Genomic DNA, 14,737 nt, shown 5'->3' on the forward strand with positions numbered 1-14,737 from the left:
AGTACAAAGGAAGCGTCCGTTCCTTGAGAACTCAACAGCGTGCCAAAAGTCAACGCCAGATATGTTGATACCCCGTCTCCGGCCATCAGGCTGGGACGTGGTTCCTTTGAAACACACAGCGAGGACGCTGTGAACGTCGGGACTATTCCTCCCGATGTTCCGCTCTCGTGGTGTACGCCGGATAACCGGCAAACATTCACGGAGAGTTTGATCCTGGCTCAGGACGAACGCTGGCGGCGTGCTTAACACATGCAAGTCGAACGATGAACCACCTTCGGGTGGGGATTAGTGGCGAACGGGTGAGTAACACGTGGGCAATCTGCCCTGCACTCTGGGACAAGCCCTGGAAACGGGGTCTAATACCGGATACTGACCTGCCAAGGCATCTTGGCGGGTCGAAAGCTCCGGCGGTGCAGGATGAGCCCGCGGCCTATCAGCTTGTTGGTGAGGTAATGGCTCACCAAGGCGACGACGGGTAGCCGGCCTGAGAGGGCGACCGGCCACACTGGGACTGAGACACGGCCCAGACTCCTACGGGAGGCAGCAGTGGGGAATATTGCACAATGGGCGAAAGCCTGATGCAGCGACGCCGCGTGAGGGATGACGGCCTTCGGGTTGTAAACCTCTTTCAGCAGGGAAGAAGCGAAAGTGACGGTACCTGCAGAAGAAGCGCCGGCTAACTACGTGCCAGCAGCCGCGGTAATACGTAGGGCGCAAGCGTTGTCCGGAATTATTGGGCGTAAAGAGCTCGTAGGCGGCTTGTCGCGTCGGTTGTGAAAGCCCGGGGCTTAACCCCGGGTCTGCAGTCGATACGGGCAGGCTAGAGTTCGGTAGGGGAGATCGGAATTCCTGGTGTAGCGGTGAAATGCGCAGATATCAGGAGGAACACCGGTGGCGAAGGCGGATCTCTGGGCCGATACTGACGCTGAGGAGCGAAAGCGTGGGGAGCGAACAGGATTAGATACCCTGGTAGTCCACGCCGTAAACGGTGGGCACTAGGTGTGGGCAACATTCCACGTTGTCCGTGCCGCAGCTAACGCATTAAGTGCCCCGCCTGGGGAGTACGGCCGCAAGGCTAAAACTCAAAGGAATTGACGGGGGCCCGCACAAGCGGCGGAGCATGTGGCTTAATTCGACGCAACGCGAAGAACCTTACCAAGGCTTGACATACACCGGAAAGCATCAGAGATGGTGCCCCCCTTGTGGTCGGTGTACAGGTGGTGCATGGCTGTCGTCAGCTCGTGTCGTGAGATGTTGGGTTAAGTCCCGCAACGAGCGCAACCCTTGTCCCGTGTTGCCAGCAACTCTTCGGAGGTTGGGGACTCACGGGAGACCGCCGGGGTCAACTCGGAGGAAGGTGGGGACGACGTCAAGTCATCATGCCCCTTATGTCTTGGGCTGCACACGTGCTACAATGGCCGGTACAATGAGCTGCGATACCGCAAGGTGGAGCGAATCTCAAAAAGCCGGTCTCAGTTCGGATTGGGGTCTGCAACTCGACCCCATGAAGTCGGAGTCGCTAGTAATCGCAGATCAGCATTGCTGCGGTGAATACGTTCCCGGGCCTTGTACACACCGCCCGTCACGTCACGAAAGTCGGTAACACCCGAAGCCGGTGGCCCAACCCCTTGTGGGAGGGAGCTGTCGAAGGTGGGACTGGCGATTGGGACGAAGTCGTAACAAGGTAGCCGTACCGGAAGGTGCGGCTGGATCACCTCCTTTCTAAGGAGCACATGGCCGACTGCAAGCAAATGTCTTGCACGGTTGCTCATGGGTGGAACGTTGACTACTCGGCACGGTTTCCTTTGATGGATCACTAGTACTGCTTCGGCGTGGAACGTGAGTCCGGGCAGGGACCGGGTCGGGCACGCTGTTGGGTGTCTGAGGGCACGGCCGTGAGGCTGGGTCTTCGGTTGCCGGCCCCAGTGAACTTGCTGCTTGCGGCAGGGTGATGGGTGGTTGGTCGTTGTTTGAGAACTGCACAGTGGACGCGAGCATCTGTGGCCAAGTTTTTAAGGGCGCACGGTGGATGCCTTGGCACCAGGAACCGATGAAGGACGTGGGAGGCCACGATAGGCCCCGGGGAGTCGTCAACCAGGCTTTGATCCGGGGGTGTCCGAATGGGGAAACCCGGCAGTCGTCATGGGCTGTCACCCGCTGCTGAACACATAGGCAGTGTGGAGGGAACGCGGGGAAGTGAAACATCTCAGTACCCGCAGGAAGAGAAAACAACCGTGATTCCGGGAGTAGTGGCGAGCGAAACCGGATGAGGCTAAACCGTTCACGTGTGAGACCCGGCAGGGGTTGCGTGTGCGGGGTTGTGGGATCTCACTTCTGTTGTCTGCCGGCAACAGGGCGAGTCAGAAACCGTTGATGTAGGCGAAGGACATGCGAAAGGTCCGGCGTAGAGGGTAAGACCCCCGTAGTCGAAATGTCAGCGGCTTGCTTGTGAGACACCCAAGTAGCACGGGGCCCGAGAAATCCCGTGTGAATCTGGCGGGACCACCCGCTAAGCCTAAATATTCCCTGGTGACCGATAGCGGATAGTACCGTGAGGGAATGGTGAAAAGTACCGCGGGAGCGGAGTGAAATAGTACCTGAAACCGTGTGCCTACAAGCCGTGGGAGCGTCGGATACGTGCTTGCACGTATCTCGTGACTGCGTGCCTTTTGAAGAATGAGCCTGCGAGTTTGCGGTGTGTTGCGAGGTTAACCCGGGTGGGGAAGCCGTAGCGAAAGCGAGTCCGAACAGGGCGATTCAGTAGCACGCTCAAGACCCGAAGCGGAGTGATCTAGCCATGGGCAGGTTGAAGCGGCTGTAAGAGGTCGTGGAGGACCGAACCCACCAGGGTTGAAAACCTGGGGGATGACCTGTGGTTAGGGGTGAAAGGCCAATCAAACTCCGTGATAGCTGGTTCTCCCCGAAATGCATTTAGGTGCAGCGTCGTGTGTTTCTTGCCGGAGGTAGAGCACTGGATAGGCGATGGGCCCTACCGGGTTACTGACCTTAGCCAAACTCCGAATGCCGGTAAGTGAGAGCGCGGCAGTGAGACTGTGGGGGATAAGCTCCATGGTCGAGAGGGAAACAGCCCAGAGCATCGACTAAGGCCCCTAAGCGTACGCTAAGTGGGAAAGGATGTGGAGTCGCACAGACAACCAGGAGGTTGGCTTAGAAGCAGCCACCCTTGAAAGAGTGCGTAATAGCTCACTGGTCTAGTGATTCCGCGCCGACAATGTAGCGGGGCTCAAGCGTACCGCCGAAGTCGTGTCATTCATACAATAGGGCCAACGCCTGTATGGATGGGTAGGGGAGCGTCGTCTGCCGGGTGAAGCAGCACCGGAAGGTAGTTGTGGACGGTTGACGAGTGAGAATGCAGGCATGAGTAGCGATACAAACGTGAGAAACGTTTGCGCCGATTGACTAAGGGTTCCTGGGTCAAGCTGATCTGCCCAGGGTAAGTCGGGACCTAAGGCGAGGCCGACAGGCGTAGTCGATGGATAACCGGTTGATATTCCGGTACCCGCTGTGAAGCGTCAAACATCGAACCAGGCGATGCTAAGTCCGTGAGACCGCCTGCTGCCGGCTTTGCCGTCAGTGGGAGTGGTGGAGCCGACGAACCAGACCTGTAGTAGGTGAGTGATGGGGTGACGCAGGAAGGTAGTCCATCCCGGGCGGTGGTTGTCCCGGGGTAAGGGTGTAGGCCGCAAGGTAGGTAAATCCGCCTTGCATACGGCTGAGACCTGATGCCGAGCCGATTGTGGTGAAGTGGATGATCCTATGCTGTCGAGAAAAGCCTCTAGCGAGTTTCATGGCGGCCCGTACCCTAAACCGACTCAGGTGGTCAGGTAGAGAATACCGAGGCGTTCGGGTGAACTATGGTTAAGGAACTCGGCAAAATGCCCCCGTAACTTCGGGAGAAGGGGGGCCACACCTGGTGACGAGTCTTGCACTCTGAGCTGGGGGTGGCCGCAGAGACCAGCGAGAAGCGACTGTTTACTAAAAACACAGGTCCGTGCGAAGCCGTAAGGCGATGTATACGGACTGACGCCTGCCCGGTGCTGGAACGTTAAGGGGACCGGTTAGCTTGGATTCGTCCAGGCGAAGCTGAGAACTTAAGCGCCAGTAAACGGCGGTGGTAACTATAACCATCCTAAGGTAGCGAAATTCCTTGTCGGGTAAGTTCCGACCTGCACGAATGGCGTAACGACTTCTCGACTGTCTCAACCATAGGCCCGGTGAAATTGCACTACGAGTAAAGATGCTCGTTTCGCGCAGCAGGACGGAAAGACCCCGGGACCTTTACTACAGTTTGATATTGGTGTTCGGTTCGGCTTGTGTAGGATAGCTGGGAGACTGTGAAGCTCGCACGCCAGTGTGGGTGGAGTCGTCGTTGAAATACCAGTCTGGTCGTGCTGGATGTCTAACCTGGGTCCGTGATCCGGATCAGGGACAGTGTCTGATGGGTAGTTTAACTGGGGCGGTTGCCTCCTAAAGAGTAACGGAGGCGCCCAAAGGTTCCCTCAGCCTGGTTGGCAATCAGGTGTTGAGTGTAAGTGCACAAGGGAGCTTGACTGTGAGACCGACGGGTCGAGCAGGGACGAAAGTCGGGACTAGTGATCCGGCGGTGGCTTGTGGAAGCGCCGTCGCTCAACGGATAAAAGGTACCCCGGGGATAACAGGCTGATCTTCCCCAAGAGTCCATATCGACGGGATGGTTTGGCACCTCGATGTCGGCTCGTCGCATCCTGGGGCTGGAGTCGGTCCCAAGGGTTGGGCTGTTCGCCCATTAAAGCGGTACGCGAGCTGGGTTTAGAACGTCGTGAGACAGTTCGGTCCCTATCCGCTGTGCGCGTAGGAGTCTTGAGAAGGGCTGTCCCTAGTACGAGAGGACCGGGACGGACGAACCTCTGGTGTGCCAGTTGTTCTGCCAAGGGCATGGCTGGTTGGCTACGTTCGGGAGGGATAACCGCTGAAAGCATCTAAGCGGGAAGCCTGCTTCGAGATGAGGACTCCCACCCACTTGATGGGGTAAGGCTCCCAGTAGACGACTGGGTTGATAGGCCGGATCTGGAAGCACCGTGAGGTGTGGAGGTGACCGGTACTAATAGGCCGAGGGCTTGTCCTCAGTTGCTCGCGTCCACTGTGTTGGTTCTGAAACCACGAACAACCCCACGTCCACAGCGTGGTGCGGTTGAGTGTTTCATAGTGTTTCGGTGGTCATAGCGTAGGGGAAACGCCCGGTTACATTTCGAACCCGGAAGCTAAGCCTTACAGCGCCGATGGTACTGCAGGGGGGACCCTGTGGGAGAGTAGGACGCCGCCGAACAATTATTGCGAGGAAGCCCCGCACCGGGAACGGTGCGGGGCTTTCTGCGTTTACGGCCTACTGTTCCTGGCCGACCAGTTTCGTTTCGTAGGCCAGGATGACAGCCTGGACGCGGTCCCTCGAACCCGTCTTGGCGAGGATGCGGCCCACGTGGGTTTTGACCGTCGACTCGGCCAGGTGGAAGCGCTCGGCTATCTCCGAGTTGGTCCAGCCCTGGCCCATGACGCGCAGGATCTCGGTCTCGCGTTCGGTGAGCGGGGTCAGGCGGGGATCCGGCGAAGACGCCGGAGAGCCGGTGGATCCGGCCGGTCCCGAGGTGGCCGGCAGATGGTGGACGTAGGCGTCGAGCAGGCGGCGGGTGAGGCTCGGGGCGACCACCGCGTCGCCCGTGGCCACCGCGCGGATGCCGGAGAGAAGCTCCTCCGGCTGGGCGTCCTTGACGAGGAAGCCGGACGCACCGGCGCGCAGGCCGGAGTAGGCGTACTCGTCGAGGTCGAAGGTCGTGAGGATGAGGACACGGGAGCGGCCCCCGCCGGCGACGATGCGGCGGGTCGCCTCGATACCGTCCAGGCCGGGCATGCGGACGTCCATGAGGACGACGTCGGGGTGGAGTTCGGTCGTCAGCCGGGCCGCGTCGGCGCCGTCGGCTGCTTCCCCCACGACCGTCATGTCGTCCTGGCTCTCCAGGAGCATCCGGAAGCCGAAGCGCTGGAGGGGCTGGTCGTCGGCGATGAGGACGGTGGTCACTGCGGGGATTCCTCCGGTAGGTGCAGATGGACGCGCCAGCCCCGTTCGGGGGCCGGGCGTGGGCCGGCCTCAAGTGTGCCCCCGTACAGGGACGTTCGTTCACGCATGCCGGGCAGGCCGCGGCCTCCGGTGTGGCCTGGGGGCGGAGGCGGGGCCGCCCGGCCCGTGTCGGTGACGGTGAGGGTGACGGCGCCGCCCGCCCCGTAGGAGAGGTCGATGTCGGCGGTGGCGTCGGGGCCGGCGTGCTTGAGGGTGTTGGTGAGGGCTTCCTGGATGACGCGGTAGAGGGTGAGCTGGCGGCCCTCGGGGAGTGTGGGCTCGCCCTTGACCGTCTTGCGGACGGGCAGCCCGGCCCGGCGGACGCCGTCGAGGAGGCGGTCGAGGTCGGTGAGGGCCGGCTGGGGAGCCAGTTCGGGAGCCGTGGGGGTGCCGTCCTGGGCGTCGTCGCGCAGGACGTCCAGGAGGCGGCGGAGTTCGCCGAGGGCCTGGCGGCTGGTGGTGCTGATGGCGTCGAGGGCCTGCGCGGCGCGGTCGGGGGACTTGGCGGCGGCGTAGCGGCCGCCGTCGGCGAGACCGGTGATGACGGAGAGGTTGTGGCCGATGATGTCGTGCATTTCCCGTGCTATGCGGGCGCGTTCGGCCGCGGCGGCGAGCCGGACCTGCTGGTGGCGTTCCGTCTCCAGGCGGTGGGCGCGGTCCTCCAGGGCGTCGGTGTAGTTGCGGCGGGTGCGGACCGTGATGCCGATGAGCGCCGCCACCGCGACGGCCATCAGCTGGGCCCCGATCTGCTGCTCCCAGGTGGGCTGGTCGCCGTATCGGATGGCCGAGACGGCGACCGGGGTGAGGACGAGGAGGGCGGCCCAGGAGAGGGTGCGCAGGGACAGGCGCAGGGCGATGTGGAAGACGACGAGCAGCTGGAGCATGGCGGCCTGGAGGATGGCGCCGCTCCAGGCGTTGAGGAGGGCGACCGGGGTCATGGTGAGCAGTACCGCCGCCGGGTGGGAGCGGCGCCACAGGAGCGGGACCGTGAAGCCCAGGCTCAGGGCGAGCAGCAGTCCGCTGGGAACGTCCAGGTCGTGGGCGACGTAGCGCCGGCCGCCGTTGAGGTAGGCGCTGAGGTCGATGAGGGCGGCCGTCAGCCAGAATCCGGTCAGGTGCAGGTCCCACACGAGTGGACGGCGGCGGTCGAAGTCTCGGACTCGCCGGGTGAAGCGCTGGATGTACTCGGTGAGGGGTTCGGCGACTCGGTCCTCCGGTGCGGGCCGGGCGGCGTCCACGTGGTCCATCCGACCATGGTCGGGGGTACGGGGCCGGGAGGCGTCGTTCCGGAGGCCGTATATGAGGTGAGGGGCGTAGTACCCGGGTATTACGGTGGCCGGCATGAGTGCCTCGGTCCCCGGTGACTACGTGATCCGCTCCATACGCGCCGACGAGTGGCCCGCGGTGAAGGAGCTGCGCCTGCGTGCGCTGCGGGATCCGGTCGCGGACCTCGCGTATCTGGAGACGTACGACGATGCCGCCCCGCGTCCGGACTCCTACTGGCAGGAGCGGGCGGCCTGGGGTGCCGAGGGGTCCGGTGGGGCCCGGCAGATCGTGGCCGAGGGGCCCGGTGGGCTGTGGCTCGGCACGCTGACGGTGGTCGTGGAGGAGGCCGGGACGACGGACTGGGCCGGGTTTCCGGTGGAGCGGCGGCAGGGGCACGTCGTCGGGGTGTTCGTGCGGGCCGAGTGGCGGGGGAGCGGGCTGACCAAGGCGCTGTTCGACGCCGGTCTCGAGTGGGCGTGGGCCAACGGCATGGAGCGGATGCGGCTCATCGTGCACCCGGACAACGAGCGGGCGCAGGGGGCGTACCGCAAGGCGGGGTTCGTGCCGAGCGGGCGGACGGTGCCGCTGGTGGGCGGGCCCGGTGACTACGAGCTGGAGTACGTGCTCGAGCGCTGACGGCGCCGCGCTCCGGTCAGACGGGGAGCTCGTCGTGGGGCCAGCGGGCCCGGCCCTGTTCGCGGGAGCGGAGCAGGGCCAGGGTCGGCATGCCGAGGTCCGTGCCGGTGGCGAGCAGTTCCGGGAGCTGGGGGAGCGGGGCCACCGCGGCCACGTCGTCCAGGACGAGGGTCATTGGTGGGTCGAGGCGACCGGAGGATGACCGTTCGGCCATGCGCCGGCCGCGCTCGACCACGCTGGAGACGAGCGCCGTCAGCAGCGGCATCGCGCCCGGGCTCGTCCGGGGGTCCTCAATGGATTCCCCCACCACGTAAAGGGTTCCCTGTTCGTGGACGAAGGAATCCAAGGCGAGGGCATCACTTCGGTTGGGAGTGCAGGCCTCGCGGATGTTTACCGTGGAGAGGGCGGCCAGGGCACGGGCCGTCAGCTGCTGGGCCATGTCCCGGCGTTCGGGGTGGGCGGTGAGGGAGCCTTCGAGTTCGCCCGCGGCGCCGGGGGCGGCCTTGGGGTGGGTGCGCAGGATGCGGACGGCGTCCTGGACCTGGAGGCCCTGGGACCAGCGGTGGACGTGGCGGACGGTGCGGCCGTCGATGGCGGCGGCGTGCAGGTAGCTGCGCAGCAGGAGTTCGGCCGTGTCGCCGAGCGCCTGGTCGAGGCGGGCGGTGGGGCGGACCGGTGCGAGGAGGGCGGTGGCTCTCGCGGTGGCCGTCGCCTTGTCCTCGCAGCCCGCGGTGGGGGACCAGTGGAAGCGGGCGGGGGTGTCGCAGAGGTGGTTCGGGTCGTAGAGGTGGGTGGGGCCGAGTTTGGCGCGGGCGTCCTTGGTCTCCGACCAGAGGGCGGGGTTGGAGGTGATGACGAGGGCGGCGCCCTCCGCGTCCCGCAGGGCGCCGGTTGCGGTTTCGTGGCGGCTGTCCCTCGGGCCGTAGTGCACCCCGCCTTCGGCGCGGTGGGGCTCCCATCCGCTCACCCGTTTGCCGTGGGGCACGGAGGCCAGGGGCTCGGGCTCGGGTTCCGGAGCCGGGGCTTGGTGCGGCGCCCTCGGGGTGGGCACCTCGTGCACCGGTACCTCGCTTGCCGGTACCTCGCTCACCCGTACCTCGTGTACCGGTGCTTCACGGACGCGGGGCTCCTCGACCGGCTGCTCCTGCGCCGTCGGTGCCGGTGCCGGTGCCGGCGACTCGCGCCTCCGCTGCCGTACCGCGCGCCACCGGGCCACCGTGCCCATCACGAACACCGTGAGTACCACCAGCACCATCAGCTGGCCGATGAACAGGCCCCAGAACAGCCCGTAACCGGAGAGCGCTGCCTCGGGGGCGTCCGGCCAGGCGCCGGGGATGTCGTGGGGCTCGGCGATCAGGTGGCGCATGGCCGACGGGGTGTCGGTGAAGCCGATGCCGTCGGGCCAGGAGCCGTGGGCGAACAGGGCGGACAGGCCCGTCGCCGTCCACACCAGCAGGGTCATGCCGAGGAGGAAGGCCAGTACGCCGATCAGCAGGCCGTCGGGGATGCCGCCCTGGGCCGGCCGCTGATCGCGGCGGTCGTCCGGTCTCATGCGTCCGGTGCCTCTCCGTTTCTGGTCCTACGCCACCGTCGTCCTACGCCACCGTCGATTCCGACGAGTCGCCGATGTGCTGCTCCATGAACGCCGCGGCCCGCTCCTCCGCCTCCAGCTCGGCGGCGCGCAGGGCGTCGTCGGTCAGGTGGTCGGTGGAGGACTCGGTCATCGCGCGGTCGGTGAAGACCAACGGGCGTTCGGTCTCGGTGATCAGGTGTTTGACCACCTGGACGTTGCCGTTGACGTCCCACACCGCGATGCCGGGGGTGAGGGAGGGGATGATCTCCACCGCCCAGCGGGGCAGGCCGAGGACGCGTCCGGTCGCGCGTGCCTCGTCGGCCTTCTGGGCGTAGATGGTGCGGGTGGAGGCCATCTTGAGGATGGCCGCGGCCTCTCTGGCCGCCGCGCCGTCCACGACGTCGGACAGATGGTGGACCACCGCCACGAACGACAGACCCAGCCGGCGCCCGAACTTCAGCAGCCGCTGGAACAGCTGCGCCACGAACGGGCTGTTGATGATGTGCCAGGCCTCCTCGACCAGGAAGATGCGCTTCTTCCGGTCGGGGCGGATCCAGGTGTGCTCCAGCCAGACGCCCACGATGGCCATGAGGATCGGCATCGCGATGGAGTTGCGGTCGATGTGGGAGAGGTCGAAGACGATGAGTGGCGCGTCGAGGTCGATGCCGACGGTCGTCGGGCCGTCGAACATGCCGCGCAGGTCGCCGTCGACGAGGCGGTCCAGGACCAGCGCCACGTCCAGGCCCCAGGCCCGTACGTCGTCTATGGCGACGTTCATCGCCTCGGCCGACTCCGGCTCGGGGTGGCGGAGCCGCTCGACGATGTCGGTGAGGACCGGCTGGCGTTCGACGATGGTCTCGTTGACGTAGGCGTGCGCGACCTTGAGCGCGAAGCCCGAGCGTTCGTCGAGGCCGTGGCCCATCGCCACCTCGATGATCGTCCTCAGCAGCGCCAGCTGGCCCGTCGTCGTGATCGCGGGGTCGAGGGGGTTGAGGCGGATGCCGTGGTCGAGGGCGGCCATCGGGTCGAGGCGGATGGGCGTTATGCCCAGCTCCTCGGCGATGAGGTTCCACTCGCCGACGCCGTCCTCGCCCTGGGCGTCCAGGACGACGACCTGGCGGTCGCGGAAGCGGAGCTGGCGCAGGACGTACGTCTTCTCCAGGGCCGACTTGCCGTTGCCGGACTCGCCCAGCACCAGCCAGTGCGGGGCGGGGAGCTGCTGGCCGTAGAGCTGGAAGGGGTCGTAGATGTAGCCCTTGCCGGAGTAGACCTCGCGGCCGATGATCACGCCGGAGTCGCCGAGGCCGGGCGCGGCCGTCGGCAGGTAGACCGCCTGGGCCTGGCCGGTGGACGTGCGGACGGGGAGGCGGGTCGTCTCCACCTTCCCGAACAGGAAGGACGTGAAGGCGTCGGTGAGGACGGTCAGCGGGTCCCGCATCAGGCTCAGCCCCTACCTTCGGATGCCGGTGGCGAACGGAAGAGTGTTCACGAAGGCGCGATGGTGCTCACGGTCGCACCACTCCAGTTTCAGGTACGACTTTCCGGCCGACGCCCTTATCGTCCGCTTGTCGCGGGCCAGGGCCTCGGGGGTACGGGAGGACACGGTGATGTAGCCGACGAGGTTGACGCCGGCCGCACCGCTGGCGAGGTCCTCGCCGCGCTGGTCGAGGCGGCCGTGGGCGGCGATGTCGCGGGGGTCCACGGTCCGGTTCATCTTGGCGGCGCGGGACGCCTCGGCGTCGTCGTTCGTCTTCTCGGTCAGCATGCGCTCGATGGCGACCTCGGTGGGTTCGAGGTCCATCGTCACGGCGACGGTGCGGATCACGTCCGGGGTGTGGACGAGGAGCGGTGCCAGGAAGTTGACGCCCACCGGGGTCATCGGCCACTCCTTGATCCAGGCGGTGGCGTGGCACCAGGGGGCGCGGGTGGCGGACTCGCGGGTCTTGGCCTGGAGGTAGGTGGGCTCCATGGCGTCCAGCTCGGCCGGCCAGGCGTTGCGCTTGGTCATCGCCTGGATGTGGTCGATGGGGTGGTCCGGGTCGTACATGGCGTGGATCAGCGAGGCGAGCCGGCCCTGGCCGAGCGGCTGGCGCACCCGGATGTCGGCCTCCTGGAGGCGGGAGCAGATGTCGGTCAGCTCGCGCGCCATCACGACGGCGAGTCCGGCGTCCCGGTCCAGTTTGCGCCCGGTGTGCGGGCGGGCGGCGCGCGCCATGGTGTGCGCCTCGGCGGCCAGCTCGCGGTTGTAGTGCATGCAGGCGATCAGGTAGGCGCGGTGCTGCTCGCTGCTGGTGGACACCATCGACTGGAGCTGGTCGTACGACTGCTGCAGCCACGCCGGTGACCTGTCGTCGCCGCGCTGGGCGACGTCCTTGGCGTGCGCGTCCGGGTCGGCCGGGAGGGTGCGGGCGAGCATCTGGATGCGGGTGACGAAGCCGTCGCCGTTGGCCACGTGCTTGAGCAGGGTGCCGAACCGGTCGACGAGGGCTTCCTGGTCCTCGGAGTCGCGCAGGCCGACGCCGGGTCCCTCGATCTCGATGGCGGCCGTCACGGTCTTGCGGTCGGCGTGCAGCAGTACGGCGATCTCGTCCGGCCCGAAGGGCGCCGCCAGCCAGGAGATGCGGCCGATGCCGGGCGGTGGCCCGACCTCGACCTCCCGGCCGTCGATCCTCGTGCCCGCCTCGATGGCGCCGGAACGGTACGTCGTACCCTTGCGGAGCGTCCGCTTGTAGCTGCGGTTGATCTCGAACCACCGGTAGAACGTGCGGTGGTTGTACGGCACGTAGACCGCCGCCAGCGCGAGCATCGGGAAGCCGACGAGCAGCACGATGCGCAGGGACAGGACGGGGACGAGGAGCCCGCACATCATGCCGAGGAACGCGCCCGCGACGATCAGCGCGATCTCACCGGTCTCGCGGTTGCGGCCGACGATCGCGTTCGGCCGGGCGCGGCCGATCAGATACGTACGGCGGGGCGTGACCGTATGGGACATGTGGGACTCGGTCGTCAACGCCCGTCACCTCCTGTGCTCTTGCTGTTGCGGGTGTTGCTTGCGTGCGGTGTGTTCACCGGGCTGCCGGAGCGCGGTGCGGGTGCGGCGGAGGGGACATTTCCGCCGCCGCCGTTCGAGGGGCGCGAGCTGTGCGCGGCGACTCCGCCGGAGGCGGGGTTCGAGGGGCGGGCGGCCGCGGAGGACGAGGACTGTCCGCCGCCGTCGCCGTTGTTGCGGCTGCTGTGGGTTCTGATGCCCTGGGCGACGAGGTTCGCCGGGGAGCTGATCACGGCGGCGGCCTTGCCCTCGGCGCCCTGCATGATGCGGTTGTTGCGGCCGTTGGCGATCTCGTCGCCGAAGCCGGGGACGAAGCGGTAGATCATCGCCGAGGCGAAGATCGCGAGCAGGATGATGGCGAGGCCGGAGACGATGGCGGCGACGGAGTCCGGCCCCTCGGACGTGGTCAGCGCGCCGGCGAGGCCGAGCACGATGACGATCACGGGCTTCACCATGATCACGGCGATCATGATGCCCGCCCAGCGGCGGACGTGGCCCCACAGGTTCTTGTCGACCAGGCCGGCGTAGACGACGACGCCGAGCAGGGCGCCGACGTAGAGCAGGACGGCGCGCAGGTACAGCTCCAGGTAGAGCACGCCGGCGGCGATGATCGACACGAACGACACCAGGATCAGCATGATCGGGCCGCCGCCGATGTCGTTGCCCTGCTTCAGCGCCTCGCTGAACGTGCCGAAGAACGTGTCCGTCTGGTCGCCGGTGCCCTTGGCGAGGACGTCGGTGACGGCGTCGGTGGCCGATACGACCGTGTACAGGATGAGCGGCGTGAAGGCCGACGCCAGCACGGTGAGCCAGAGGAACCCGACGGCCTCGGAGAGCGCGGTGGTGAAGGGGACGCCGCGCACGGCCCGCTTGGCCACCGCCAGCAGCCAGAGGACCAGGGTGAGGATCGTCGACGCGGCGAAGACGATGCCGTACTGCTTGAGGAAGGTGCCGTTCGTGAAGTCGACGTCGGCGGTGTTCTTCACGGCGTTGCTGAGCGTGTCGACGGTCCAGGCGGCGGCGTCGGCACAGCCCTTGGCGAGGGAGGAGAGGGGGTCGAGCGTGGAGGGAAGGGTGTCGGGGGCCGACCCGCCCCCACCACCGGATCCCCCGCCTTCGCCTCGCTCGCAGTAGTCCTTGGCGGGGCCGTGGATCAGGTCGCAGGGGTCGTTGCTCGGCGTTGGAGAGGGATCGGCGAAGGCACGGGTGGCGAAGAGGAACGCTGCCGTCTGCACGGCTGCCACGACACCGGTCAGTTGGAGTACGCGGCGGTTAGCGGGCATAAGAGAACCCTCCGTACTCCTTGACGGCCTTGGCCATCTCGTCCGCGCTGGATGCCTTGTCGTCACCAGGAATCGGTGCCGGGCCGTCCTTCTGCGAGTGCGTCACGATCTTCCAGTCATCGTTGACCCACGCAAGCTGCATGGTGATGGTGAACCAGCTGCTCGTGACCGGGGCGGTGGAGTTCTGACCAGCGAGTCCGAGAAGCCCGCTGCACCAGACCTCGACGGTCGTGCTGTCGGCCGACTTCTCGGTGACCTTGGTGCCGATCGGACTCGTGCGAGACACGAAGGTGTAGCCCTTCGGCGTCGAGCCGTCCTGATTCAGGCCAACAGCCTTGTTGAAGTCCGGGCTGTATGCCCTGTCCAGAGTGGTCTCAAAGTCCGCCACTCTGTCGGGCACGATGATGGACCGGAGGATGGCGTCTCTTTTGGACTTGGTGAACATCCCGTCAGAACCCAGCGCCACCGCATAGTTCGCCGCCGCGCTCTGCGCCCCCTGCTCGTCATGGGCGAAGCCCGACTGCACCGGGCGGGTCCCCGTGGGCGCTGTCGCCGACGTCTTCGGCTTGTCCCCGGCGCCACCCTCCGCAGATGCGGAATCGTCTCCTCCACGGTTCGCGAAGGCGATCGCCGCGATGAGCAGGACGACGACGCCGACCACGGTGACCAGGCTCCGGGAGGAGGAGCGCCCGCCGCGTCGGGGGGCGCCGTCCTCCTCCGGGAGCCGGAGTCGGGTCTGGCCGGTGCCGCCGTAATCGCCGGACGACTGGTGATCGTCTCCGAGACTCATGCCGCGTACGCCCCCTCGACGTCGGGTC

At 66.1% G+C, this 14,737-nt stretch carries 8 protein-coding genes and 3 rRNA genes; 4 read left to right on the forward strand and 7 right to left on the reverse strand.

Going from position 1 to position 14,737, the window contains the following annotated elements:
* Window positions 1–195: 195 nt before the first annotated feature.
* From D1J63_RS19540 to rrf, 3 genes are all read left to right on the forward strand, one after another.
* A 16S ribosomal RNA gene (locus D1J63_RS19540) occupies window positions 196–1,722 on the forward strand.
* 280 nt (window positions 1,723–2,002) lie between these two features.
* Window positions 2,003–5,125: ribosomal RNA gene (locus D1J63_RS19545) — 23S ribosomal RNA — on the forward strand.
* Between the two features lie 84 nt (window positions 5,126–5,209).
* Window positions 5,210–5,326, forward strand: a 5S ribosomal RNA gene (gene rrf, locus D1J63_RS19550).
* The 16S, 23S and 5S rRNA genes sit together here, the layout of an rRNA operon.
* Before the next feature lie 57 nt (window positions 5,327–5,383).
* Here rrf and D1J63_RS19555 read toward each other — a convergent pair.
* A complete protein-coding gene (locus D1J63_RS19555; RefSeq protein ID WP_125630330.1) occupies window positions 5,384–6,073 on the reverse strand; it encodes a response regulator transcription factor in 690 nt (229 codons plus the stop codon).
* Window positions 6,070–7,359, reverse strand: coding sequence for a sensor histidine kinase (locus D1J63_RS19560; protein WP_197925229.1), 1,290 nt, complete (start codon window positions 7,357–7,359; stop codon window positions 6,070–6,072). Before D1J63_RS19560 ends, D1J63_RS19555 begins: the two co-directional genes overlap by 4 nt.
* A 94-nt stretch (window positions 7,360–7,453) precedes the next feature.
* Between D1J63_RS19560 and D1J63_RS19565 the strand changes: the two genes are divergently transcribed.
* Window positions 7,454–8,014 carry a GNAT family N-acetyltransferase gene (locus tag D1J63_RS19565; protein WP_180988764.1) on the forward strand — a complete coding sequence of 187 codons (561 nt, stop codon included), beginning with the start codon at window positions 7,454–7,456 and terminating at the stop codon, window positions 8,012–8,014.
* Window positions 8,015–8,030: 16 nt separating this feature from the next.
* On the opposite strand, the gene D1J63_RS19570 is transcribed toward D1J63_RS19565, so the two are convergent.
* Genes D1J63_RS19570 through D1J63_RS19590 form a run of 5 tightly spaced genes read right to left on the reverse strand, consistent with a single transcriptional unit; the run spans window position 8,031 to window position 14,709 of the window.
* Window positions 8,031–9,566 (reverse strand): type IV secretory system conjugative DNA transfer family protein, encoded by a 1,536-nt coding sequence (locus D1J63_RS19570; protein WP_125630335.1) that lies wholly within the window; start codon window positions 9,564–9,566, stop codon window positions 8,031–8,033.
* A 43-nt stretch (window positions 9,567–9,609) separates the two neighbouring features.
* The gene (locus D1J63_RS19575) at window positions 9,610–11,025 is read right to left on the reverse strand and encodes an ATP-binding protein (protein ID WP_007388842.1); all 1,416 of its coding nucleotides are present in this window, start codon (window positions 11,023–11,025) and stop codon (window positions 9,610–9,612) included.
* A gap of 12 nt (window positions 11,026–11,037) precedes the next feature.
* The gene (locus D1J63_RS19580; protein ID WP_164712892.1) at window positions 11,038–12,597 is read right to left on the reverse strand and encodes an SCO6880 family protein; all 1,560 of its coding nucleotides are present in this window, start codon (window positions 12,595–12,597) and stop codon (window positions 11,038–11,040) included.
* Window positions 12,594–13,919, reverse strand: coding sequence for a hypothetical protein (locus tag D1J63_RS19585; RefSeq protein ID WP_206436776.1), 1,326 nt, complete (start codon window positions 13,917–13,919; stop codon window positions 12,594–12,596). The genes D1J63_RS19580 and D1J63_RS19585 overlap by 4 nt, the downstream gene beginning before the upstream one ends.
* A complete protein-coding gene (locus tag D1J63_RS19590; protein WP_125630337.1) occupies window positions 13,909–14,709 on the reverse strand; it encodes a hypothetical protein in 801 nt (266 codons plus the stop codon). Before D1J63_RS19590 ends, D1J63_RS19585 begins: the two co-directional genes overlap by 11 nt.
* Window positions 14,710–14,737 lie beyond the last annotated feature (28 nt).

Origin of the sequence: Streptomyces sp. KPB2, assembly GCF_003950055.1 — a bacterium.
GTDB classification, from domain to species: domain Bacteria; phylum Actinomycetota; class Actinomycetes; order Streptomycetales; family Streptomycetaceae; genus Streptomyces; species Streptomyces salinarius.